24 protein-coding genes are annotated in these 22,168 nt (G+C 70.5%); 11 read left to right on the top strand and 13 right to left on the bottom strand.

What is annotated here, in order from left to right:
- Nucleotides 1-41: 41 nt before the first annotated feature.
- A complete protein-coding gene (locus ACQEU1_RS31295) occupies nt 42-974 on the bottom strand; it encodes a trypsin-like serine peptidase (protein ID WP_433209457.1) in 933 nt (310 codons plus the stop codon).
- Between the two features lie 312 nt (nt 975-1,286).
- Here ACQEU1_RS31295 and ACQEU1_RS31290 point away from each other — a divergent pair, with 312 nt between their 5' ends.
- The 6 genes from ACQEU1_RS31290 (at nt 1,287) to ACQEU1_RS31265 (ending at nt 4,503) form a co-directional block, all read left to right on the top strand.
- Entirely contained in the window at nt 1,287-1,613 is a 327-nt protein-coding gene (locus ACQEU1_RS31290; RefSeq protein WP_433211889.1) for an ArsR/SmtB family transcription factor, read from the top strand.
- Nucleotides 1,610-2,089: an SRPBCC family protein gene (locus ACQEU1_RS31285; protein ID WP_433209454.1), complete on the top strand. Its 480-nt coding sequence runs from the start codon at nt 1,610-1,612 to the stop codon at nt 2,087-2,089. Before ACQEU1_RS31290 ends, ACQEU1_RS31285 begins: the two co-directional genes overlap by 4 nt.
- Nucleotides 2,090-2,179: 90 nt before the next feature.
- On the top strand, nt 2,180-2,533 hold the full coding sequence (locus tag ACQEU1_RS31280) for a hypothetical protein (RefSeq protein ID WP_433209451.1): 354 nt from the start codon (nt 2,180-2,182) through the stop codon (nt 2,531-2,533).
- 43 nt (nt 2,534-2,576) lie between these two features.
- A complete protein-coding gene (locus ACQEU1_RS31275) occupies nt 2,577-2,984 on the top strand; it encodes a DUF2625 family protein (RefSeq protein ID WP_433209448.1) in 408 nt (135 codons plus the stop codon).
- A gap of 64 nt (nt 2,985-3,048) precedes the next feature.
- Nucleotides 3,049-3,813, top strand: coding sequence for a GntR family transcriptional regulator (locus ACQEU1_RS31270; protein ID WP_433209445.1), 765 nt, complete (start codon nt 3,049-3,051; stop codon nt 3,811-3,813).
- Nucleotides 3,814-3,879: 66 nt separating this feature from the next.
- The gene (locus ACQEU1_RS31265; protein ID WP_433209442.1) at nt 3,880-4,503 is read left to right on the top strand and encodes a hypothetical protein; all 624 of its coding nucleotides are present in this window, start codon (nt 3,880-3,882) and stop codon (nt 4,501-4,503) included.
- Here the strand turns inward: ACQEU1_RS31265 and ACQEU1_RS31260 are convergent.
- The 4 genes from ACQEU1_RS31260 to ACQEU1_RS31245 form a co-directional block, all read right to left on the bottom strand.
- Nucleotides 4,500-5,663 carry an acyl-CoA dehydrogenase gene (locus tag ACQEU1_RS31260; RefSeq protein ID WP_433209439.1) on the bottom strand — a complete coding sequence of 388 codons (1,164 nt, stop codon included), beginning with the start codon at nt 5,661-5,663 and terminating at the stop codon, nt 4,500-4,502. The genes ACQEU1_RS31265 and ACQEU1_RS31260 overlap by 4 nt on opposite strands.
- A 78-nt stretch (nt 5,664-5,741) precedes the next feature.
- Complete coding sequence (gene purE / locus ACQEU1_RS31255; RefSeq protein ID WP_433209436.1) at nt 5,742-6,230, bottom strand: 5-(carboxyamino)imidazole ribonucleotide mutase; 489 nt, start codon at nt 6,228-6,230, stop codon at nt 5,742-5,744.
- Nucleotides 6,227-7,423 carry a 5-(carboxyamino)imidazole ribonucleotide synthase gene (locus tag ACQEU1_RS31250; protein ID WP_433209433.1) on the bottom strand — a complete coding sequence of 399 codons (1,197 nt, stop codon included), beginning with the start codon at nt 7,421-7,423 and terminating at the stop codon, nt 6,227-6,229. Before ACQEU1_RS31250 ends, purE begins: the two co-directional genes overlap by 4 nt.
- Nucleotides 7,387-8,211 (bottom strand): helix-turn-helix transcriptional regulator, encoded by an 825-nt coding sequence (locus tag ACQEU1_RS31245; protein ID WP_433209430.1) that lies wholly within the window; start codon nt 8,209-8,211, stop codon nt 7,387-7,389. The genes ACQEU1_RS31250 and ACQEU1_RS31245 overlap by 37 nt, the downstream gene beginning before the upstream one ends.
- Before the next feature lie 68 nt (nt 8,212-8,279).
- On the opposite strand from ACQEU1_RS31245, the gene ACQEU1_RS31240 reads away from it, so the two are divergent.
- Nucleotides 8,280-9,038: an NAD-dependent epimerase/dehydratase family protein gene (locus ACQEU1_RS31240; protein WP_433209427.1), complete on the top strand. Its 759-nt coding sequence runs from the start codon at nt 8,280-8,282 to the stop codon at nt 9,036-9,038.
- Here the strand turns inward: ACQEU1_RS31240 and ACQEU1_RS31235 are convergent.
- The 4 genes from ACQEU1_RS31235 to ACQEU1_RS31220 all read right to left on the bottom strand — a co-directional run bounded on the left by ACQEU1_RS31235 (nt 8,996) and on the right by ACQEU1_RS31220 (nt 12,331).
- Nucleotides 8,996-10,285, bottom strand: coding sequence for a hypothetical protein (locus ACQEU1_RS31235; RefSeq protein WP_433209424.1), 1,290 nt, complete (start codon nt 10,283-10,285; stop codon nt 8,996-8,998). The genes ACQEU1_RS31240 and ACQEU1_RS31235 overlap by 43 nt on opposite strands.
- Entirely contained in the window at nt 10,282-11,076 is a 795-nt protein-coding gene (locus tag ACQEU1_RS31230) for an ATP-binding cassette domain-containing protein (RefSeq protein ID WP_433209421.1), read from the bottom strand. The genes ACQEU1_RS31235 and ACQEU1_RS31230 overlap by 4 nt, the downstream gene beginning before the upstream one ends.
- Complete coding sequence (locus ACQEU1_RS31225) at nt 11,073-11,453, bottom strand: GntR family transcriptional regulator (RefSeq protein WP_382443489.1); 381 nt, start codon at nt 11,451-11,453, stop codon at nt 11,073-11,075. The genes ACQEU1_RS31230 and ACQEU1_RS31225 overlap by 4 nt, the downstream gene beginning before the upstream one ends.
- A 110-nt stretch (nt 11,454-11,563) precedes the next feature.
- The gene (locus tag ACQEU1_RS31220) at nt 11,564-12,331 is read right to left on the bottom strand and encodes a GGDEF domain-containing protein (protein WP_433209417.1); all 768 of its coding nucleotides are present in this window, start codon (nt 12,329-12,331) and stop codon (nt 11,564-11,566) included.
- A 142-nt stretch (nt 12,332-12,473) separates the two neighbouring features.
- Here ACQEU1_RS31220 and ACQEU1_RS31215 point away from each other — a divergent pair, with 142 nt between their 5' ends.
- From ACQEU1_RS31215 to ACQEU1_RS31205, 3 genes are all read left to right on the top strand, one after another.
- Entirely contained in the window at nt 12,474-14,720 is a 2,247-nt protein-coding gene (locus ACQEU1_RS31215) for a sigma-70 family RNA polymerase sigma factor (protein ID WP_433209414.1), read from the top strand.
- A 112-nt stretch (nt 14,721-14,832) separates the two neighbouring features.
- The gene (locus ACQEU1_RS31210) at nt 14,833-15,432 is read left to right on the top strand and encodes a GtrA family protein (protein ID WP_433211886.1); all 600 of its coding nucleotides are present in this window, start codon (nt 14,833-14,835) and stop codon (nt 15,430-15,432) included.
- On the top strand, nt 15,362-15,895 hold the full coding sequence (locus ACQEU1_RS31205; RefSeq protein ID WP_433209411.1) for a GtrA family protein: 534 nt from the start codon (nt 15,362-15,364) through the stop codon (nt 15,893-15,895). Before ACQEU1_RS31210 ends, ACQEU1_RS31205 begins: the two co-directional genes overlap by 71 nt.
- A gap of 553 nt (nt 15,896-16,448) precedes the next feature.
- Here the strand turns inward: ACQEU1_RS31205 and ACQEU1_RS31200 are convergent.
- Nucleotides 16,449-17,723, bottom strand: a complete 1,275-nt coding sequence (locus ACQEU1_RS31200) for an ATP-binding protein (RefSeq protein WP_433209408.1) — start codon at nt 17,721-17,723, stop codon at nt 16,449-16,451.
- The gene (locus ACQEU1_RS31195) at nt 17,723-18,397 is read right to left on the bottom strand and encodes a response regulator transcription factor (RefSeq protein WP_285644049.1); all 675 of its coding nucleotides are present in this window, start codon (nt 18,395-18,397) and stop codon (nt 17,723-17,725) included. The genes ACQEU1_RS31200 and ACQEU1_RS31195 overlap by 1 nt, the downstream gene beginning before the upstream one ends.
- A 32-nt stretch (nt 18,398-18,429) precedes the next feature.
- On the opposite strand from ACQEU1_RS31195, the gene hisN reads away from it, so the two are divergent.
- A complete protein-coding gene (hisN, locus tag ACQEU1_RS31190) occupies nt 18,430-19,209 on the top strand; it encodes a histidinol-phosphatase (protein WP_433209403.1) in 780 nt (259 codons plus the stop codon).
- Here hisN and ACQEU1_RS31185 read toward each other — a convergent pair.
- Nucleotides 19,190-19,444 carry a hypothetical protein gene (locus ACQEU1_RS31185; protein ID WP_433209400.1) on the bottom strand — a complete coding sequence of 85 codons (255 nt, stop codon included), beginning with the start codon at nt 19,442-19,444 and terminating at the stop codon, nt 19,190-19,192. The two genes, hisN and ACQEU1_RS31185, sit on opposite strands and share 20 nt — an antisense overlap.
- Nucleotides 19,441-22,167 carry a TNT domain-containing protein gene (locus ACQEU1_RS31180; protein ID WP_433209397.1) on the bottom strand — a complete coding sequence of 909 codons (2,727 nt, stop codon included), beginning with the start codon at nt 22,165-22,167 and terminating at the stop codon, nt 19,441-19,443. Before ACQEU1_RS31180 ends, ACQEU1_RS31185 begins: the two co-directional genes overlap by 4 nt.
- Nucleotide 22,168: the final 1 nt, after the last annotated feature.

Genomic DNA, 22,168 nt, shown 5'->3' with positions numbered 1-22,168 from the left:
CCGGGAGCGGGATCTCCGCGCCCGGCCAACGGAATTCGACGTCACGGGGACAGTGACTCCGCGAAGTCGTAGAGGCTCTTGATGTCGTTGTCGAAGTACGGCCCGTCCATCTGGTTCGGGTCGCTGTGGCGGTGGCTGACCACGCTGTTGATGTAGCCCAGCCCGTTCTGGTCGTTGTAGTCCTGCAACCACGGACCGCCGGACGAACCGCCGGTCATGTTGCACCAGGCACGCAACTGCTGGCCTTCGCCGGCCCACGTCGTGCCCTGGCAGAAGTACTGCAGCTCACCGGTGAACGGCGGACCCGCAGGGTAGCCGAGGATCGTGACGAACACCGAGTAGCCCCAGTTCCAGCGCAACCCGTTGCCACCCACGACGTTGGCGATCGAGTTGCCGCCGAGGGTGTTCATGACGACGATGCCCATGTCCTCGTCGAGGCTGCTGGAGTTGATCCACGCCGTGCGCGTGGTCAACGTGTACGCGCTCCACGTGCCGAACGGCCGCGCGCCGTTGCGGTAGCGGGGCACGAACGCCCAGTTGGACATCCAGGTACCGCCGGCGCCGCCGTGCACGCAGTGGCCCGCCGTCTGGACGAGCTTCCTCTTGCCACTGCTGACGGTCGCGCCGGAGCAGACGTAGTTCAGGCCGTTCTGCGGGTTGGTGAAGAACACCTTCCCGACCGTCTGCGACTCGTTGAGCATCGTCCCGATGCCTTGCGCCTGCTGGTTCTGGACCTTCACCGAGGGTGCGACGCCCTCGATGCTGCCCGCACGACCCGAGGGCTGGTGTGGGGTAGCGGCCTTCACCGTGGCAGGGGCCTGCGCCGGGATCGCGGTGGCCATGCGCTCCGCGGTCCAGTACTGCTCGACCGAGGCGGTCGTCTGGATCTTGTTGTCGGAGGTTCTGGCCAGGCTGCTGGAGCTGCCGTTCGGTGCCGCCTGCGCGGTCGGCACGAGCACGGCAGCTGCCAGCACAAATCCAAACGCTAAAGAAACAGTTCTTTTCGCTCTCATTCGAAATACCTCACTAAACGAGGTTCACTTGCGGCTTTTCGAACGTAGCGAGGCCTCTGACCTGCTGTCCAGCGGCAATTTGGACATTACTCTGTTCAGTCCCGCTCCGATTCCATGCCTCTTAGAACCCGGTCCATCCGGCCCATTTTCGCTTTTGATGCACCACATTGGAAAGCGCTATCCGTCTGTTGATCTTGAAGTTGGGGTTGACAGGCGCGCGGTCCATGGGTCTACTTAACCCAGAGGTTAGATAACCAAGTGGTTAGGTACGAGATGGACCAGCTGAGCGCCACCTTCGCCGCACTGGCGGACCCGACCCGTCGCGCGATCCTCGCGCGGCTCACGGACGGTCCGGCAACGGTGAAGGAGCTCTCCGAGCCGTTCGACATCAGCGGCCCGGCGATCTCCAAACACCTGCGCGTGCTGGAGAAGGCAGGCCTGATCACCCGCGGCAGGGAGGCCCAGTGGCGTCCCTGCCAACTCGACGCGACACCTCTGCGGGAGGTTTCCGTGTGGGCAGAGAACTACCGCCGCTTCTGGGATGCGAGCTACGCACGCCTGGACGAGCTGTTGACCGAGATGAAGGAGAACGAGAAATGACCACCGTCAAGTTCGGCACGACCGTGACCCTCCCGTCCGACACCGAGATCGCGATGTCGCGCACGTTCGACGCGCCGGCTTCGTTGGTGTGGAAGGCTTTCACCACGCCTGAGCTGCTCCGCCGCTGGCTGCTCGGCCCCGACGGCTGGGAGATGCCGATCTGCGAGGTCGACCTGCGCGTGGGCGGCAAGTGGCGCTACGGCTGGGCCCAGCCGGACGGCTCGTCGGCGTTCGAGATGTACGGCGAGTACACCGAGGTCACGCCGTTCTCCCGGATCGTCAACACCGAGATCTTCGAGGACAACCCGCCGGCGCTGACGACGGTTACCTTCGTGGAGGAGGGCGGCCAGACCGTCATGACCACCACCATGACGTTGGTGTCGCAGGAAGCCCGTGACGCCGTGCTCGCCACCGGCATGTCCGACGGAGCGGGCCGCTCCTACGAGCGCCTGGCCGAGGTCCTCGCCACGCTGTAGGTCCTTTGTGGCCTGTTCTCACTGCGTAATCACCTTTCGCGCCAACGGTTCCCCCGGTAGTGGGCGTCGGCTGTGGTTACGTTCTGGGCCATGGGACGTTTCCTCGTTGCTCTGGCCCTCGTGCTCGGCACCGCCGTGCTGTCCGCACCTTCGGCGCACGCGTCTGCCACCCGCTGGGACGTCGTGCCGTGCAGCGCCGGCAGCCAGGCCCTGTGGCTGCCCCGCGTTGCCGGGTTCGGCACGGATCTTTCTTGCACCACCGAGGAAGCACGTTCCGCGGCGGTGAAGGCGGCCGTGGACAGCGGGAGCCCGACGCGGATGATGAACGTGGCGATCGCGTTCGGGCAGCAGCTCGCCGACAAGTCCCTGACGGCTTCGTCGCCTTGCGTGCTGGGGGCGAAGGGCGCGGTGGGCGAGGCGATCGGCACCTGCGTGGCGGCCTGACGTTCTTGTCGGTGGTGCCCTGACAGCTGCGAGACTGCGCGGCGTGAAGAAGTCCGCGTGGGAGGCGGTGACCCGGTCCGTCGCCGCGTCGCCGTACCCGGTGACCGTGCTGGAGCCGAGCTCTCAGGCGCCCGCGCTCGTGGCGGAACTGGGCATCGCGGCTGACTCGTGGCTGGGCGCGGTGGTGCTGCACACCGGCGGGCTGGTGGTCGACGGGCGGCTCCGCGTGTTCGGGAGCGGGTCCGCCGAGTTGCCGGCGGTGCACGTCGAGGACGGGCGGATGCTGGTCGCCGAGCACGTTCGCGGGGACCGGTACGCGTTGGCCGTCACCGGGAAAGGGCGGCTGGCGGTGCACCAGTTGGAGCCGGGGCTGCCCGAGTGGGAGAGCCTGAACCTCGGCTACGCCAACTGGTTGGGCGCGATGATCGCCGGATCGCTGGACGAGTGCTGAACGGCCTGGCGGGGGCGCCGGGTACTTTGGTCGCTGTACATACACCCCGCCGAGGAGGTAGCTCGTGACCGACAGCGCCCAGCCAGGGCGGGTTGGCTATCGCGAGATCGCGGACGACCTCCGGCGGCAGATCGACTCCGGCGAGCTCCCGCCCGGCAGCAAGGTTCCCGGCGAGAACGACATCATCAGCCGCTACGGCGTCGCGAACCTGACCGCGCGTCACGCCTTGGACGTGCTGAAGTCCGAAGGCCTGATCATCGCGAAGCGGGGCTCCGGAACGTTCGTCCGCGAGTTCAAGCCGATCCGGCGCGTGTCTCCCGACCGGCTGCGGTCGAGCGCGTCATGGGGATCGGGCCGGCCGATCTGGGCCACCGACGTCGGCACGCGTCCGAGGACGGAGAACGTCTCCGTCGCCGTGGAGGTCCCGCCCGCTCCGATCGCCGCGGTGCTGGAACTCGGCGAGAACGCCACCGCGGTCGTCCGGCGGCGCACCTACGTGGTCGACGACAAGCCGGTGCAGGTCGCGACGTCGTACTACCCGGAGTCCCTGGTCGCGGACTCCGCGATCACCGAGATCGACACCGGCGACGGCGGCGCCTACGCCAGGCTCAGGGACCTCGGCCACGAACCCGTCAGGTTCCGCGAAGAACTGCGGGTGCGCACGCCGCGTGAAGCTGAGCGCAAGGCCCTCGACCTCACGCCGGACATGCCGATCGTCCTGATCACGAGGACCGCGTACACCGCCTCCGACCAGCCCGTCGAGGTCAGCGAGATGGTCCTCGACTCGGCGGCCTACATCCTCGAGTACAAGTTCACCGCAGAAGACTGACTTGCAGTTCTTTATAGAACTTGCTTCACTGGCTGAGGTAAGTTCTATAAAGAACGGGTGGCCGACATGCCTGGTGTCATCGCGCCGTACGTCACCGCGTGGAGTGCTGAACAGGACCTGCCGTGCACGCTGGTCGAGCGGGCTGACCACAGCATCGGGTTTGCCACCGAGTTGCTGAGCGACCGCGACCGGCACGGGGTGCTGTGGCAGCAGACCGCATTGCGGCACCGGGTTGGACGGCCAGAGTTCGCGAGAGTCCATCCGCTGCGGCAAAGGCGCGCGATGGAACTGTTGCTGTGTCAGGTTTGCGGCGGTCCGGCGGACGTGAACGACGACGGAGTCCTGTGGCTGCAACGAGATCATCGCGGCGACTGGCCGAAGTGGCCGAACGGGATGGCTTCCGTCGAGCCGCCGGTGTGCCTGGCGTGCGTTCCGGTGGCGATGCGCATGTGTCCTGCGCTGCAACGGGGAGCGGTGACCGTGCGCGTGAAGGACTGCCCGGTCGTGGGCGTCCGGGGAGTGCTCTACAAGAAGAGCGTGTTGGTGCCGACGATCGCTGCTGCCGGGAACTTCACGTACGACGACCCCGCAGTGCGCCGGGTACTCGCCTCGGCGGTAATCCGCGAGCTGCGCGGCTGCGTCGTCGTCCCGCTCGATGAGGTGAGCGGGACGACGACGCGGAGCCTCTAGCCGTTGAGGACGGCGCGCGACATGACGACGCGCTGGATCTGGTTCGTGCCCTCGTAGATCTGGGTGATCTTGGCGTCGCGCATCATGCGCTCCACCGGGAAGTCGCGGGTGTAGCCCGCGCCGCCGAACAGCTGGACGGCGTCGGTGGTGACCTCCATGGCCACGTCGGAGGCGAAGCACTTGGCGGCCGCCGTGATGAAGCCGATGTTCGGCTCGCCTCGTTCTGCCTTGGCCGCGGCGACGTAGACCATGTGGCGGGCCGCCTCGATCTTCATCGCCATGTCGGCCAGCATGAACTGGACGCCCTGGAAGTCCGAGATGGACTTGCCGAACTGCTTGCGGTCCTTGACGTACGCGACCGCGGCCTCCAGCGCGCCCTGGGCGATGCCGACTGCCTGGGCGCCGATCGTGGGACGCGTGTGGTCCAACGTCTTCAACGCCGTCTTGAGGCCCGTGCCCGGCTCGCCGATGATGCGCGAAGAAGGGATCGTGCAGTTCTCGAAGTAGATCTCGCGGGTCGGCGAGCCCTTGATGCCGAGCTTGCGCTCCTTGGGGCCGACCGAGAAGCCCGGGTCGTCCTTGTGCACGACGAACGCCGAGATGCCCGCGGACTTCTTGGCCGCGTTGGGGTCCGTCACGGCCATGACGGTGTACCAGGTGGACTCGCCGGCGTTGGTGATCCAGCACTTGGTGCCGTTGAGGACCCAGTCGTCGCCGTCGCGGACCGCGCGGGTGCGCATGGACGCGGTGTCGGAGCCCGCCTCGCGCTCGGACAGGGCGTAGGAGGCCATGGCCTCGCCCGAGGCGATGGACGGCATGACGAGCTGCTTCAGCTCTTCGGAGGCCGAGAGCAGGATCGGCATCGTGCCGAGCTTGTTCACGGCCGGGATCAGGGAGGAGGACGCGCAGACGCGGGCCACCTCCTCGATCACGATGCAGGTGGCGACGGAGTCCGCGCCCTGGCCGTCGTACGACTCAGGCACGTGGACGGCCGCGAAGCCCGCCTTGACCAGGGCGTTGTGTGCCTCTACCGGGAAGCGCTCGTTCTCGTCGACCTCGGCCGCGTGCGGCTTGATCTCCTTCTCGGCGAGCGAGCGGACGGCCTCTCGCAGCGCCTCGTGCTCCTCGGCGAGCTGGTAGGTGCCGAAGCTCGGGTTCACCTTGTTACCTCCCGGTAGCGAGTACTCGGCACGATGTTAGCGCCCGTTCACCACGGGCGCCGGTGTGCTGTTGAGCACTCAGAGGGACTTCTGCAGAGCCGCGTCCTTGTCTAGTACGAGCTGCTCGAGTTCTGCCTGGAAGCGCGCCATGCGTTCCTGCAGCGCGACGTCGGAAGAAGCCAGCATCCGGACGGCCAGGAGGCCGGCGTTCCTGGCCCCACCCACGGAGACCGTGGCGACGGGGACGCCCGCGGGCATCTGCACGATCGAGAGCAGCGAGTCCATGCCGTCGAGGTACTTCAGCGGGACGGGCACGCCGATCACCGGGAGCACGGTGGCCGAGGCGACCATGCCGGGCAGGTGGGCCGCGCCGCCGGCGCCCGCGATGATCACCTTCAACCCGCGGGAAGCGGCCGAACCGGCGTAGTCGAGCATGCGCTGCGGGGTGCGGTGGGCGGAGACGACGCTCACCTCGAACGGCACGTCGAACTCGGCGAGCGCCTCGGTGGCCGCCTTCATCACCGGCCAGTCCGAGTCACTGCCCATGATCACGCCAACCTGAGTCACTCCGCGCTCCGCTCTTCGCCGTGAATGTCGTATCCGTCTGACCAGACGCCCGTGGAGAGCCAGTCCGCCGCGAGCCGTGCGCGCGAGCGGACGTCGGTCATGTCGTTGCCGAGGAACGTCACGTGGCCGACCTTGCGGCCCGGCCGTTCCTCCTTGCCGTACAGGTGCACGTGCGCGTCCGGGAACCGCGCGAACAGGTGGTGCACGCGCTCGTCCGGGCCCATCGCGGGCGTTTCCGCAGCTCCCAGCACGTTCGCCATGACGACGGCCGGCGCCATCAGGTCCGTGCGGCCCAGCGGGTAGTCGAGGACGGCGCGCAGGTGCTGTTCGAACTGGGACGTCCGCGCGCCCTCGATCGACCAGTGGCCCGAGTTGTGCGGGCGCATCGCGAGCTCGTTCACGACGACGCCGTCCGCGGTCTCGAACAGCTCGACGGCCAGCACACCGACGACGCCCAGCGCCTCGGCGACCTTCAGCGCGAGTTCCTGCGCCTCGGCGCCGTCCAGCGCGGGAGCGGGGGCGAGCACCTCGACGCAGATGCCGTCGGACTGCACGGTCTCGACGACCGGCCAGGCGGCGCCCTGCCCGAACGGCGAGCGCGCCACGACGGCGGCCAGCTCGCGGCGCATCGGCACGCACTGCTCGACCATCAACGGCGTCCCGGCCTCCAGCAGCTCGGGCACGACCCGCTCGGCGCTCTGCGGTGTGTTCAGCATCCACACGCCGCGGCCGTCGTAGCCGCCGCGGATCGACTTCAGCACGCACGGCCAGCCGTTCTCCGCGCCGAAGCGGAGCACGTCGCGGACGTCGTGCACCTCCGCGAACGGCGGCACCGGCAGTCCCAGCTCGGCGAGGCGCACGCGCATCTTCAGCTTGTCCTGCGCGTACTGCAGCGCGTCCGGGCCGGGGTGCACCTTCACACCCTCGGCGACGAGCGTGCGGAGGTGCTCACCCGGCACCTGCTCGTGGTCGAACGTGACGACCTCGCAGCCCTTCGCGAACGCGCGCAACGCGTCGAGGTCGGTGTGCGTGCCGAGGACGACGTCCCGCGCGACGAGCGCGGCGGGGTCGTTCTCGGACACTGCGAGCACGCGAAGCGACTGCCCGAGCGGGATCGCGGCCTGGTGCGTCATGCGGGCGAGCTGCCCGCCGCCGATCATTCCGACGACGGGGAGACGGGTACGAGAGTCCACGGTTCAGGCATCCTACCTGCGGCTTCGTCCGCGCTCACCAGCAGAGCCAGCCGCGCCGCGGTGACGCTGCCCTCCGGTGCGACGTGGATCACGAGACGCTGGTCGTGCTCGGGCGCGCTGAGCACCTCGCAGTCGAACTCCAGCAGCCCGACCTCCGGGTGCCGCAGGCGTTTGCGGGCCATCCGGCGCACCGCCACGTCGTGCCCTGCCCACAACCGCGCGAACATCGGGCTCGCCATCAACTCGTCGACCAACGGCCGTGCGGTAGGCCTGCGCGCAAGAGTCGCCCTCAGGTCCGCGACGTGCCCACGCGCGATGGCCTCGCGGTCCTCCTCCGGCACCCAGCTCTGGTCGCCGAGGAAGAAGTCCCGGAGCAGGTTGCGCCCGACGACGTCCCCAAACACCACCTCGGCGCGCGGGGTCGCGGCCAGCACGTCGCCGAGGTCGGAGATCACCACGGCCAGGTCGTCGCGCAGCCGGTCGAGCAGCAGCCGGACGCCGGGCCGCACGCCGTTCGTGGCCGGTTCCTCCGGCACGGCCTCGCCTGCCAGCCGGAACAGGTGCGCGCGCTCGTCGTCGTCAAGCTCCAACGCCCGTGCGAGCCCGTTGAGCACGGGCACGGACGGATGCGGCCCACGGGCCTGTTCGAGTCGCGAGTAGTAGTCGACGGACATGCCCGCGGCCTCCGCCACCTCCTCGCGGCGACGTCCGGGCGTGCGCCGCCGTCCGTCCCGCACCGGCGCCAACCGTTCGCGACGGCTGCGCAGAAAGCCCGCCAGCTCTTGCATGTCCTCCAAGGTAGCCAGGGATCGACTGTCCCTGGCTGGCCGCGCGGCGCGGAAAGACGCTGGAGCACATGAAGATCGCGATGACCGGGTCGACCGGACGGGTCGGCAGCAGGCTTATCCCCCGGCTGCGGGACGAAGGACACGACGTGCGCACGCTGACCGCACGACTCGCCGACACCGAGGCGGTGCGGGAGCTGGTCGACGGCGTGGACGCCGTGGTGCACGTGGCCGCCGCACTGCGCACGAGCACCGACTTCGAGGGCGTGAACGTGCACGGCACGCGCACCCTCGCCGAACTGAGCGCGAAGGTGCCGCAGTTCGTCAACATCAGCACGAACCTGGTGTACCCCAACGGTTTGGGGCGACCTGCTCGGGAGACCGACCTCGCCGGGCCGGACCCGGCGCTCGGCGACTACCCGCGCACCAAGGCGTTGGGAGAGCAGGCCGTGCTGGACACGCGGGCGGCGGCGGTGCTGCGGCTGGCGTTCGTCTACGGCGAGGGGGATCCGCACCTGGAGGAGTCGCTGCGGTGGGCGGCGACCTGGCCCGCACACCAGCGGTTGCACATGGTGCACCACGAGGACGTGGCCCAGGGCGTGCTGAAGGTGCTCGACGCGGGGGCCGAGGGGATCTTCAACATCGCGGACGACAGCCCGGTGACCGCGCTGGAACTGCACCTGCTGAACGGCCTACCCCCAGGGAAGGCCGTTCAGCAGGAGTTCGACCCGTGGAACGGGATCGTGTCGACCGAGCACGCCCAGCGGGAGCTCGGGTTCCGGCCGCGCTACCCGTCCGCCTTGTCGGCGTCGGTGGCCGGCGCGCTCTGATCCGGTGCCTCGGGGACCTCGGCGCTCGCGGGTTCGGCGTCGGGGTCGGGTTCCGGGGTGGGATCGGGTTCCGGGGTGGGGGCGGGTTCCGGGGTGGAGCCGGGTTCCGAGGTGGAGTCCGGGTCGGGGTTGGGCTCGGGGGCGGGCCTGGGTTCAGGGGCGGGGCTGGGTTCAGGGGCGGGGCTGGGTTCCGGATCGGCGTCGAGTCCGGGCATCCACTCGACGTCCGAGTCGGGGTCGGACTCCGCGACGAGCACCGCCACCGACCCGGTCTCTCCCCGCGCTTCCGCCCCGGCGGCCGTCTCGTCGACCACCACCACCGCACCGCTGACGGCCACGACCGACACCGGCCCGGACACCGGCGCGCCGCCCACCTTCCGGTGCGCCCGCGTCGGCCGCCACCCGCCGCCCCGGCGCAGCAGCCACAACGCCAGCCACAGGAACCCTGCGGCCAGCAGCACGCACAAGAAGACCTCGAAGAACTGGAAGTACGTCATGCGGTCGATCGGCTGGTAGTCGACGTACGTGCCGATGGCGACCTTGGTGTTGCGCATGCAGGTGCTCTCGTTGATCAGCGCGCAGTTGTCCGGCACCGACACCGGGTCGAGGTCCGGGCCGATGAACCCGCTGCTCAGCGTCAACCCGCGGGCCGGCACGACCGGGGTGCTCTCCCAGCGCACGATGATGCGTTCCGGCGGCAGGTAGTAGTCGCGCGCGGAGGACAGCAGGAACCGCACGAACACGAAGAACACCAGCGTGCCCGCGACCGCCGTCAGGACGTGCCGCGTCAGCAGGCCGACGAGGATGCCCAGCGCCAGTCCGAGGACCGCGTAGCCGGCCTGCACCAACGGGTTCGCCTCGAAGCTCGACCACGACCGGCGCGAGCCGACGTACCCGTCGCCGATGCCGATCAGCACGGCCAGCAGCACGGCGAGCACGCCGAGGACGAGCACCTTGCCGCGCAACCACTCCGCGGGGGTGACGTCCTGGCCCCAGGCCACGAAGTAGGTGCGTTCCTCCAGTTCGCGGGCGAGCAGCGGGGCACCCCAGAACATGCCGATGATCGCGCCGAACCCGAGCTGCACCATGAGCCCGTAGAAGCCGGTGATCGGCATCGAGTCGATCGCCGCGGGGCCGGTCTCGGTGAAGATCAGCGAGTAGGAGGCGAGCAGCGCGACGGCCGCGACGCCGAGGATCTGCCAGCGGTGCTGACGCCAGGTCAGCCAGATGGTCGTGTCGAGGCTCATGCGGCACGCTCCAGGTGCGCCACGACGAGCTCCTCCAGCGTCACGTACCGGGCGGTCCACGGTGCGTCGATCCGCTGACCGCCGGAGCGCACCAGGAACGTCGACTGCGCCTTGCCGTGCTTCGCGAGCACCACAGGTCCTTCCACGGGTGATTTCGAGGCGTGCGGACCTGTGTAGAGAACGTGCTGCTCCAGCAGCTCGTCCGTGTCGCCGTCGACCAGCAGGCGTCCGTTGGACAACAACAGCAACCGGTCCGCGACGCCTCCGATCTCCGCCACGACGTGCGTGGAGAAGACCAGGGTCAGGCCCTTGTCGCTCACCTCGGTCAGCAGCTCCCGCATGACCCGCTGCCGGGCGAGGGGGTCCAGGTCGGCCAGCGGTTCGTCGAGCAGCAGCACGTCCGGGCGCGACCCGAGGGCGAGCGCCAGCGTCACGTGCGTGCGCTGGCCGCCGGAGAGGTCGCCGATCTGGAGCCTGCGCGGGATCTTGAACCGGGTGAGCCACCCGTCGGCCCGCTCCTCGTCCCAGACGTCGTTCATGCGGCGGCCGAAGTTCAGCACGTCCGCGACCTTGAACGACCGGTACATCGGCTTGTGCTGGGGCACGTACGCCACGCGGCCGGCGACGGCCGTGTGCCCCGACTCGGCCGGGAGACGCCCGGCCAGCACGTTGAGCAGCGTCGACTTGCCGGAGCCGTTGGCCCCGACCATCGCCGTGACGCTGCCCGGCGGCAGTTCGAAGGAGACGTTCCGCACGGCCCACTTCGAGACTTCGGCCGCAACCACGCTCATTGCGCTCCCCCACTCAGCACTTCGCGCAGCAGCGCGTAGATGTCCTCGTCCTCCAACCCGGCGGAGCGTGCCTCCGCGACCCACTTGGCGAGTCCCTCGCGCAACGGGTCCAGGTCCTCGGGGGCGGCGGACCCCAAGGAGGCCTTGACGAAGGTGCCGGAGCCCTGACGGGCTTCGACGAGGCCGGCGAGCTCGAGCTCGCGGTAGGCCTTGAGCACGGTGTTCGCGTTCACGCCGCTCGTGGCGACGACTTCGCGCACCGTCGGCAGCCGATCGCCCGGCTGGAGCCAGCCGAGCCTCAGCGCCTCCCTGACCTGCTGTCCCAGCTGCAGGTACGCGGGAAAGCCGCTGCCGCGGTCAACGTGGAACTCGACCACGCACGCTCCCCAGATTGTTCTAGTGAACTAGGACAATAGAACACTTCTGAGCGTGTTGGGAAGCACCCCGGTGGGGACGGGGGGAGTCCGCTGGGCGCGGGACAGGGGGTTCAGCGCCCGAGCGAGGTGAGGAGGGCACGCGCCTCGGCGTGCGTGTCCGGCAGCCGTTCGATCCAGACCTTCGCTGGTCCGACCGGCCGGACGTTCGGGTCGTCGGCGAGTCTGTCCGCCGCGAGAACCCGCAGGTTGGAGACTCTTCGAGCCAGCAGCTCGTCTCTTCGGACCAGCACCGCGGCGACGCACGGCCCGAGGGTCGCCAGGGTCTCGCCGCCGTCGAAGACGGTGCGCAGCGCGTCCGACACGAGCGTCATCGCGACGACCCGGGACCAGCCGGTGGCGCGGTGGACGTCGAGCCGGAGGAGCACCAGCGCGTAGTCGAGCGGCGCGACCGGTGTCTCCCGGTACACCTCGCCCAGTCGTGTGCGCAGGTAGGCGGCTGTCGCCAGCCCGGTCAGAGGATCTTCGGCAGCGCATTCGCCTGCCTGCTTGGTCACCACGTCCGCCCATCCCAGCGCTGTCATGCGCAGCATCCGCGACGGGAGCGCGTCGACGTTCGGCGACACGATGTGCGACGCGTCGGTCAGCACGGCGTGCAGCGCGGCGAGGTCCATCAGCGTCTCGCTCAGGCCCGCGCCCGCCTCCGCCCGCGCCCGGCCCAGCCGGACCAGTGCGTCGCCGGGATCCGCGTCGTCGAGCATCGCCGCGCACACGTCGTCGACCTCGGCGAGCGGCCAGTCTGCGGGGAACGCCCAGCCGGCGGCCATGGTGGCAGTGCGCCACCTGGACTTCAGCAGGCGTTCCGCTTGTGCGACACCCACCCGGTCTCCTCTCAGCTCTCCCGATTCCAGGTGGGAGACGCACCCGTCGCCGGATCGTGACGCAACCCGCGCGGGGGATTCAGATGACTCCGCCAGCCGCCGTAAGTCACACTGAGCGCCGCGAGGGAGGGAATCGAAGATCGTGGCTATCGTTCCTGCAGACGTCCAGGGACCCAGCGACGCTGAACTCATCGAGTCCGTGCGTGGTGGGACCATTGACGCCTACGGCCAGTTGTACGAGCGCCACGTCTCGGCCGCCTACAACCTCGCCCGCCAGCTCGCCCGGTCGCAGGCCGAGGCCGACGACCTCGTCTCCGAGGCGTTCGCCAAGGTCCTGGACACGCTCAGGGCCGGCCGCGGTCCCGACTCGGCGTTCCGCGCGTACCTGCTCACGGCGTTGCGCCACACCGCGTACGACAAGACCCGCCGCGACAAGAAGGTCGACCTCACCGAGGACATGACCGACGTCGCGCCGCCCGTGGCGTTCAGCGACACGGCCGTGGCCGGGCTCGAGAAGTCGATGGCCGCGCGCGCGTTCGCCGCACTGCCCGAGCGCTGGCAGATGGTGCTCTGGCACACCGAGATCGAGGGTCAGTCGCCCGCCGAGGTCGCCCCGCTCCTCGGGCTGACGGCCAACGGCGTGTCCGCGCTCGCCTACCGCGCCCGTGAGGGCCTCAAGCAGCAGTACCTCCAGATGCACCTGGCCGAGACGGACACCGAGCGCTGCAAGGCGACCGTGGACCGGCTGGGCGCGTGGACCCGCGGCGGGTTGTCGAAGCGCGAGGCGACGCAGGTCGAGGCGCACCTCGACGAGTGCGGACGCTGCCGGGCGCTGGCCGCCGAGCTCGCGGACGTCAACGGGGCGCTGCGGATCTTCATCGCGCCGCTGGTGTTGGGCGTCGGTGCGACCGCGTACCTGGTCACGGCCGGTACGACGACCGCCGTCGTCGGTGCCGGTGCGGCCGCTGGTGGGGCCGGTGCCGTCGGTGCCGCGATTCCTCGTCAGCTGGTGACGGTCGGCGGATCGGCCGCCGCCGTTGCCGCCGCCGTGGCGATCGCGCTGGCCGCCGCGGGCGGGGAAACACCGGCGCCGGTCGTGGAGGCGATTCAGCCGCCGCCCGCGCAGACGCAGGTCCAGACGCCCCGGCCGCCCGCTCCTCCGGTTCCGCCGTCCCCCACGCCCAGTCCCACGACCGAGCCGCCGGCGCCGACGACCGAGGAGCCTCCCTCGGTGGCTCCGCCCGCGCCGCCGCCCGCCCCCGAACCTCCTCCCGCGCCTGAGCCGCCCGCTCCGGCACCGCCGTCGCTCACGCCGACCACGCCCAGCGGGTACACGCTGACGCCGGGCGAGGAGCCCAAGGACTTCCCGGTCACCGTCCGGAACACCAGTGGCACGGCCGCGCCGCCCGCGAGCATGGTGCTGAACCTGCCGCCCGGCGTGGTCTCGACCGGTGGGCCCGCCGGGTTCGGCGGCCTGCGGCTGGTGCAGCCGGACGGCTCGGCCGACCAGACCGTCGAGTGCCCCGCCGGCACCGGCACGATCACCTGCGTCACGCCGGCCGGGATCGCGCCAGGCGGGCAGGCGACGTTCCGGTTCCGGCTGCGGGCGACCGACACGGCCGTGCCGGGCACGATCACCGGCGTGATCAGCGCCGGTACCTCGGTGTCGGTGAACATCAGCGTCGCGGTCAACGTGCCGCCGGTGAACGACGACCTCGACCTGACGGTGAAGACCTGGCAGGACGTGTTCTGGTACCACCCGCGCGCGGACGTCGAGGTGCGCAACACCGGGCCGCGCGCGGGCACGCTGAAGCTCGACGTGACGTCCACGAAGGACCTCGTCGTGTTCGCGCCGTTCCGGCAGTGTCAGCAGGACGGGGACAACGCGATCCACTGCGTCGCGGACCTGCCTCGGGACGAGCGGTTCCGGATGTCGTTCTGGGTGTTCGGGCGCGAAGGCGGCGAGGTCACCGTCACGGCGACGCTCGGCAACGCCACGAAGTCCGTGACCGTGCCGGTGAAGGGGTGGCCGGGCAACCCGCCGGGCGAGGAACCGCCGAACCCGCCGACGACGACGGTGACCACGCCTCCGACCCAGACGACGGAACCGACCAAGCCGACCCGTCCGACCGAGCCGACCACGCCTGGGACGACGACGACCACGACCACCACCGTGCCGGGCTCGCCCACCGTGACCGAGCCGACGAAGCCGACCTCGCCGGTGGAGACGCCGACCGTGCCGTCGCCGACCGTGCCGACGGTCCCGTCTCCGCCTCCGACGACGACCCCGCCGCGTTCCGAGGAACCGTGCGAACCGCCGCACGGCCTGCTCCCCGGACTGATCGGCGGCATCATCGGCTGGCCGGACTGCGAGCCCCCGCGGAGTTGATCAGATGTTGATCTTCTTTCGTCACTGAACGTGCAGGTGGCGCGCCTCTGGGTGGCGGAAAGTAACACCCGGAGGCAGGCACCGTCGCCTTGATCCGTAAGCTGGCGAGGTGCTGCCAGTCGTTCGCCGGGCCATGAGCCGGCTGCCCGAACCACTCCAGTTCCTGCTGCACAAGCACCGCGAGTTGATCAGGTTCGCCCTGGTCGGGGGCACGACGTTCCTGATCGACAACGGCGTCTGGTACGCGCTCAAGCTCACCGTGCTGACCGACAAGGTCGTCACGGCCAAGGTCATCGGCGTCCTGGTGGCGATCATCGCCTCGTACGTCCTGTCCCGCGAGTGGTCCTTCCACACCCGCGGCGGCCGCGAACGCCACCACGAAGCAGCCCTGTTCTTCCTGGTCAGCGGCATCGGCGTGGGCATCAACATCCTGCCGCTGTGGCTGTCCCGCCACCTGTTCGGCCTCCAGGCGCCGTTCGTCTCGGCGCTGACCGAAGAGGTCGCGGACTTCGTGTCCGGCTCCATCATCGGCATGCTGCTCGCCACGGGCTTCAAGTTCTGGGCCATGCGCCGCTGGGTCTTCCCCGACGCCGGAGCGCGTCCGGACCGCCACGTTCACCCGATCTCCGTAGACTCGCCTCGTGTCCCTAGGCGAAACAGTGATCTCGCGGTTCCCGGAGCCGATCCGGTCGATCGCGCTGAAGCATCGTGAACTAGTCAAGTTCGCCCTGGTCGGGGGCACCTGCTTCGTGATCGACACGGTCCTGTTCTTCGGGATCAAGACGCTCGTGCTCCCGAACAACCCCGTGACGGCGAAGATCATCGCCACGCTGGTGGCGACGATCGTGTCGTACGTCCTGAACCGGGAGTGGTCGTTCCGGACCCGCGGGGGGCGGGAGCGGCATCACGAGGCCCTGCTGTTCTTCTTGGTGAACGGCATCGGGATCGTGCTGAACTCGGCGCCTTTGTGGGTCTCCCGGTATTTGTTCCATCTTCAGGAGCCGCATGTTTCGCGGTTTGCTGAGGAGGTTTCCGACTTCTTGAGTGCGCAGATCATCGGGACGCTGATTGCCATGGCGTTTCGGTGGTACGGGTACAAGAACTGGGTGTTTCCCGAGGAGAACGTTCGGCGGGTGCGTTCGGATTCTGATGAGGAAGCGTTGGGGCATTCCTGATCTTGCTTCGAGTGCCGGTTCCGGTTGTGTAGGTCGGTTCCTGTTGTGGCGGGGGTTGGTCGCGTTTTGTTGGTTGGGCTGCGGTTGCGAGGGTGCTTGCGTAGGTCCTGCCGAAGAGCGGGGTGGCGATTGGGGCTTGACTTCGGGGCCCTTGCGAGGCGCTTGTCGGACCGGAAAAGGCCGGGCTGAAAAGAGGCCCGGCCGAGCCACTAGTGGTAGCACCTCGCACCCAAAGTCAAGCCCCAATCGCAATCGATGGGCCCTACCGCTGACCGGAGTGGGATCAGCCCGTTCGGGCTCGCTCCGCGTCGCCACGCCAGGATTCGTAGGTGGTGGGGGTGCGTCGTCGGCTGTCCGGTTGGCACCGCGCGCCTGGCCTGCGTGCGTGGTCGGCTTGCGTTGACGACTGCGGTTGGATGCGCGCGTTCGGCCTGCGTGCGTGGTCGCCTTGCGTTGGCGACTGCGGTTTGGCCGGAAGTGTCAGACCCTCTCGGTACGTTGGGTCGCGGGGGAGCCTGAGTCCGAGGGGACCCCTGCGTCAGCCTGCGCTGGCTCAGCGTGGGGTGCTTTGGGTCTTCCAGGAGATGCCGACCACGTCCTGGGCCTTGGGCTTGGGCAGGAAGACCGCGAACGTCGCCGGGCGGGCCGTGGAGAGTTCCAGGCGGCCTCCGTCCGCGTCCACCAGGGCTCTGGCCAGGGCCAGGCCCACGCCCGTCGAGCCGCCGCCCGAGACTCCTCGTTCGAAGATGTGGGCCGCCAGGTCGTCTGGGACTCCTGCGCCGCCGTCGCTCACCTCTACTACTACGGTGCCCTCTTCGCTTCTCGCTGAGACGACCACTGAGCCTTCGCCGTGGCGCAGGGCGTTGTCCAGGAGTACGCCGATTGCTTCTCGCAGGCGGGCCGGGGTGGCTCTGGCCAGGAGGCCGTCCGGCACTCGGACTCGGAGGGCTCGGCCCTGGCTTCTCACCTGTTCGCGCCACTCTTCTGCGATCAGGGTCAGGGCTGGGCGGAGTTCGAGAGGTTCTGCGCCTACGGCTCGGGCTGCTCGGGCGGCAGCCAGGAGTTCGTCCAGGACTGCGGCCAGGCGTTCTGCCTGTTCCAGGGCTGCTCTGGCTTCGGCTGCCGTGTCTGGTTCTGGGTGTTCGGCCAGCGCTTCGAGGCGTAGTTGGAGGGCTGTGAGGCGGCTGCGGAGTTGGTGGGAGACGTCGCCCACCAGTTCGCGTTCGCGTTGGACCAGGCGTGCCAGGGCCGTGGCTGAGGTGTCGAGGGCCTCGGAGACCGCGTCGAGTTCCTGGATGTTGTAGCGCTGGCCGTCTGCCCTGAAGTCGCCTGCTCCCAGGCGGGAGGCTCGTGCCGCTACGTGGCCGAGGGGGCGGGCAAGCGTTTGCGCCGTTACCAGGGCGACGATGGTGCCGGTGCCCACGGAGACGGCCAGCAGGAGGAGGACCAGGCCCGCTACCTGGGCCTGTTGGGTGTGCATCGGGCCCGACGGGATTTCCAGGCGGACCGTGCCCTGCTGGGCGATCGAGAGATCTGCTGTCAGGGGGTCGTTGCCAGGGGACGGGCCGGTGACCTTGGTGGTGCCTCCGGAGATGACGGTCAGGCGGCCGTCTGCCGGGATGGCGACGCGGACTCCCTCGATGCTGAGGGGCTCCTGCTTGGCCAGCTGGTCGTCCAGGGCCGTGGCGATCTGCTGGGCCTGCTGGTTGAGGGTGCCCTGGGCGGTGTCCTCGACCAGGGTCAGCGCCGAGTAGCCGAGGGGCAGGCCCAGGACGATGCCGGTGACGGCGACCGCGAGCAGGATCGCCCGCAGGATGCGGCGGCGCACTAGTCGGCGTTGAAGCGGAAGCCGCGGCCGCGGACGGTCGCGATTCGCTTCTCCGCGGAGTTCGGGGTGCCGTCGCCGAGCTTCCTGCGCAGCCACGACATGTGCATGTCCAGGGTCTTGCTGCCCTTGAGGTCCGGGTCGTTCCAGACCTCGGAGAGGATCTCGTCGCGGCTCACGACCTGGCCCGCTCGCTGGATCAGGACCTTGAGGAGCTCGAACTCCTTGTTGGCCAGCTGGATCTCGCCGCCGTCGACGGTGACCCTGCGGGCGGCCAGGTCCACGCGGACGCCGTTGACCTCCAGCGTGCCGGGGGCCCGGCGGCGGAGCAGGGCTCGGATGCGGGCCATCAGTTCGGCCAGGCGGAACGGCTTGGCGACGTAGTCGTCGGCGCCCGCGTCGAGGCCCACCACGAAGTCGACCTCGTCGGCACGGGCGGTGAGCATCAGGACCGGGACGCTCCTGCCGCTCTGCCGCAGCCTCCTGCACACCTCGAGGCCGTCCATGCCCGGGAGGCCGAGGTCCAGCACCAGGAGGTCGATGCCCCCGGCGATGGCGGCCTCGAACGCCTGCGGTCCGTCTCCGACGACCTGCACCGAATAGCCCTCCCGCGTCAGGGCGCGGGAGAGCGGTTCCGCGATGGCCGGGTCGTCCTCGGCCAGCAACACCACGCTCACGGGCCCCAGCGTATTCGTGGAACGATCGCCGCGTGTCACGCCACGATGCTGATCTCGAACTGGCCCTCCGCCTCGCCGACGCCGCCGACGCGATCACCGCGACCCGATTCCGCGCCCACGACCTCGCCGTGGAGCGCAAGCCGGACCGCACGCCCGTCACCGATGCCGATGTGGCGGTGGAGGACGCGGTCCGCGCGCTGCTCGCCGCCGAACGTCCCGACGACGTCGTCATGGGCGAGGAGCGGGGCGGCACGCTGGACGCGTCGCGCGTCTGGGTGCTCGACCCGATCGACGGCACCAAGAACTTCCTGCGCGGCGTGCCGGTCTGGGCCACGCTGATCGCCCTGGTCGTCGATGGCGTGCCGGTGGTCGGCGCGGTGTCCGCGCCCGCGCTCGGCCGGCGCTGGTGGGCGGCTGCCGGCGGGGGCGCGTTCGCGTCGGACGCGTCCGGTGAGCGCGCGATCTCCGTGTCCGGGGTGCGCGCGCTCGAGGACGCGTACGTGTCGACGACCGACATCAAGTCGTGGGTGGAGTACCACTCACGTGAGGCCTGGCTGCGGTTGGTGGACGCGACCTGGGAGAGCCGCGCGTTCGGCGACTTCTACCAGCACTGCCTGGTCGCCGAGGGCGCGATCGACCTCGCCCCCGAGTGCGTCGCGAACCCGTGGGACATCGCCCCGTTCCAGGTCCTGGTGACCGAGGCGGGTGGCCGCTTCACCTCGCTGGACGGCGAGGAGCGCTACGACGGCGGCAGCGTGCTGACGTCGAACGGCCACCTGCACGAGGCCGCGCTCAAGCTGTTGGCACGGTAAGGCTTCCGCGCGCGACCTGGGCCCAGGCCAGCCGGCCGAAGAGGTAGTGGCACGCCACGCTCTCGTCGTCGAACCGGGCCCAGTCGTAGCGGTTGCCCTGCTCCTGCCAGAACACCTCGAAGCCCTTCTCGTCGGCGAGCAGGCACCAGCGCTGGTCCGTCTCCTCGCCGAGGCTGACGACGTCGTCCGGCACGCCGATCCTGGTCAGCCACTCGGGCAGCTGTTCGACGTTCATGCGGTGATCTCCGTGAGGTAGCCGAGCGCGACGAGGTCCGCGACGGGGTAGGTGGTGCGGTACCGGCTGCCGCCGCCGGGCTGGCCGAACCAGGGCGCGCTGATCGTGCGGTGCACGGGCAGGTCCTTCTCGACCCGGTACACCCGGTAGCCCTCGGCAGCCGCGGCCGGTGGCAGCGAACGCTGGGCGAACGGGGTGCCGGCCGCGCTCAGCACGCGGCCTTCCGGCGTGCCGAACCTGTCCAGCTCCGCGCCCGCCTTGAGGACCTCGGCCTGGCTGTCCTCGTAGCCGCCCTCGCGTTCGGCTGGCCAGCGCGGGGTGCCGTCCTCGTGCTGGAAGAGGGCCTCCCAGTCGCGTTCGTGCATCCCGGCGAGCGGGTCGTGGCCTTCGAGCAGCGCCTGGACGGCCGGGTGGTCCGCGCCGAGGCCCTCGGAGGACGGCGGGGCAGGCGTGGAGATCGCCTGCGCGGTGGACGGCTGCGCGACGAGGTCGAGCGCCTGCAGGTGGTCTCCTGGCGCGAACCTCGGGACCGGCTGCTCCTCCGGTGCCTGCGGGGGCGGTGGGAGCTGGCGGGCCGGCCTCGGGGCGAGGCGGGGAGCCTTGCCCGCGCTGAGGAAGATGGCCATGAACCAGCTGCCCGCGGCCGCCGCCGTGTAGGTGTGGCGCGCGATCTCGCCCGCCAGGCCGGGGTCGGCGAAGGCGAGGTCGTCGCGGTTCTCGAGGCGGTCGCTCAGCGCGTGCGACACGCTGTGCGTGCCGAAGTCGGCGGTGGTGGCCATGGGGCCCGCCGTCGCAGCCCCGCCGACCGGGGTGTGGCCGGTCGGGCGGGCGCCGAGGTCGACGTCCGCGCCGGGCGCGGCCGGGGTGGCGATGGTGTCGCCGAGCTGGCGTTCGCCCTGGTTGTCGACGGTGGTGAGGTCGCCGTCGAGCACGGTGTCGGCGGTGTCCTTCGACAGGTCCTTGGTGGTGGCGTCCTTGGCCGGCACCGCGCCTGAAGCCGTCTGCGCCTGGGCCGAGGTCTGGCCCTGCGGTCCCGGCTGGGAACCGGACTGGCCGCCGAACTGGGCCGTCGTCGCCTGGGTGCCGGGCAGCACCTGTGCCCCCGACATCTGCGCCCCCGACTTGGCGGCAGCGGCCGGTGCGCCCTGCTTGAGCTCACCGGAACCGGACCGGAGCTCGCCCGCCTTCGCCTCGGCGGCCTTCGGGTCCGCGGACTTGGCGTCGGCGGACTTGGCGGCCTGCTGCGCCTGCTGGGCGGCCTGGCCCTGCTGGGCCTGCTGGCCGGGAGCCTGCTGCCCCACCAGCGCACTGGACTGGGCGGCCGCCGCCGGAACGCCGCTGACGGCACCGCTCACCGGGGCGGCACCGAGGGCGCCGCCGATCGGGCCGCCCACGGGACCGCCGACCGGCGCGCCACCGATCGGGCTGCCCATCGCCGGACCAGCCGGAGCGGCGGCGGCCGGAGCCGCGGGAGCCGCGGCGGCGGGAGCCGAGGACACGGTCTGGCCGGGGAGTTCGCCGCCGCGGATCAGCGGCGGGTCGAGGACGGCGCCGGACGCCTGGGTCGTGCCGTCGGCGACCGGGCCGAGGGTGCCGTGGACGCTCGGGATCGCGTCCACCACCGCGTGCGCGACCGGGGCGACGACGGGCTGGGCCGCGTTCGGCACGAGGCCGGGGAGCGGGGCAGGGCCCCTGCCCTGGTCGCCCGCGTTGCCGGGGCCGTTGCCGGGACCGTCGCCGAAGACCGGGCCCGCGGCGTCGCGGCCGCCGGGCACCGTGTCGACCATCGGGTGCAGCGCGCCGGCGACGGGAGCCGTGACCGGACCCGTGACGGGGGCGGCGGCGTGCACGATCGGTGCGGCCGCGTCGCCCACCGCGCCCACGACCGGGGCGACGACGGGTGCGACCGGAGCCGTCACGGCGCCCGCGACCGGGGCGACCGCCTCGGTCACCGGTGCGACGACGGCGGCGACCGGGGCCACGACGGGCGCGACCGCACCGGCGACAGGTGCCACCACGGGTGCGACGGCGCTGGCGACGGGTGCGAGGACGGTGCCCGCGGCGTTCGTGACCGGGGCGGCCACGTCGGTCACCACGCCCGCGACGGGTGTGACCATTCCGCCGACGATGTCCGTGATGGGCGACAACACGCCACCACCGGTGCCACCGGGGCCGTGGGCGCCGGGCGCGGTGTTGACGGGCGAGGTGCCCTGGGACATGTCGATGCCGCTGTCCAGCCGGATGGCCGAGGTCAGCAGGGTGTTGAGGTTCGCGACGTTGGCGGCGGCGCCCTTGGTCAGGGTGTCGAGTCCGGCGAGGGCGCCGGGGTTGCCGGCGTTGGCCGAGGCCGTGGCGGCGTCGTTGTTCTTGGCCAGGGTGACCAGCTCGCGGACGATCTGGACCTTCGCGGCGCCCACCTGCACGGCGGCGTGTTCGAGGCGGTCGGCGGCGGCGTGGCAGCCCTTGGCGGCGCGCTGGAAGTCGCCGTCCGGGGCCACGACCTTGGCCCACCGGCCGCGTGCGGCGTCACCGGTCGAGCCCGTCACGCCGCCCAGCGCGCGGTTCGCGGCGCCGTCGGACGTGGTGCCCAGGCTCTTGATCTTGTCGCCCGCCTCGCGCCACGCGGTGGCGCTGGAGCGCATGGCGTCCTCGTCGGCCTTCGGCCACGTGACGCCCGCCTTGGCGGCGATGGCGGTGAGTTCGGCGGGAAGCTCGATGCCCATG

Origin of the sequence: Lentzea sp. CA-135723 (assembly GCF_050936595.1) — a bacterium.
Taxonomy (GTDB): domain Bacteria; phylum Actinomycetota; class Actinomycetes; order Mycobacteriales; family Pseudonocardiaceae; genus Lentzea.
Note: the sequence above shows the minus strand (reverse complement) of the source record. Positions and strands in the feature narration are given on the sequence as shown.

What these genes read in the sequence shown, in the direction of transcription:
- ACQEU1_RS31235 (WP_433209424.1), bottom strand. Translation starts at nt 10,285, where the DNA reads ATGAGCCTCGACACGACCATCTGGCTGACCTGGCGTCAGCACCGCTGG.
- ACQEU1_RS31265 (WP_433209442.1), top strand. Translation starts at nt 3,880, where the DNA reads ATGCCTGGTGTCATCGCGCCGTACGTCACCGCGTGGAGTGCTGAACAG.
- ACQEU1_RS31240 (WP_433209427.1), top strand. Translation starts at nt 8,280, where the DNA reads ATGAAGATCGCGATGACCGGGTCGACCGGACGGGTCGGCAGCAGGCTT.
- ACQEU1_RS31285 (WP_433209454.1), top strand. Translation starts at nt 1,610, where the DNA reads ATGACCACCGTCAAGTTCGGCACGACCGTGACCCTCCCGTCCGACACC.
- ACQEU1_RS31280 (WP_433209451.1), top strand. Translation starts at nt 2,180, where the DNA reads ATGGGACGTTTCCTCGTTGCTCTGGCCCTCGTGCTCGGCACCGCCGTG.
- ACQEU1_RS31245 (WP_433209430.1), bottom strand. Translation starts at nt 8,211, where the DNA reads ATGCAAGAGCTGGCGGGCTTTCTGCGCAGCCGTCGCGAACGGTTGGCG.
- ACQEU1_RS31230 (WP_433209421.1), bottom strand. Translation starts at nt 11,076, where the DNA reads ATGAGCGTGGTTGCGGCCGAAGTCTCGAAGTGGGCCGTGCGGAACGTC.
- ACQEU1_RS31290 (WP_433211889.1), top strand. Translation starts at nt 1,287, where the DNA reads ATGGACCAGCTGAGCGCCACCTTCGCCGCACTGGCGGACCCGACCCGT.
- ACQEU1_RS31180 (WP_433209397.1), bottom strand. Translation starts at nt 22,167, where the DNA reads ATGGGCATCGAGCTTCCCGCCGAACTCACCGCCATCGCCGCCAAGGCG.
- ACQEU1_RS31185 (WP_433209400.1), bottom strand. Translation starts at nt 19,444, where the DNA reads ATGAACGTCGAACAGCTGCCCGAGTGGCTGACCAGGATCGGCGTGCCG.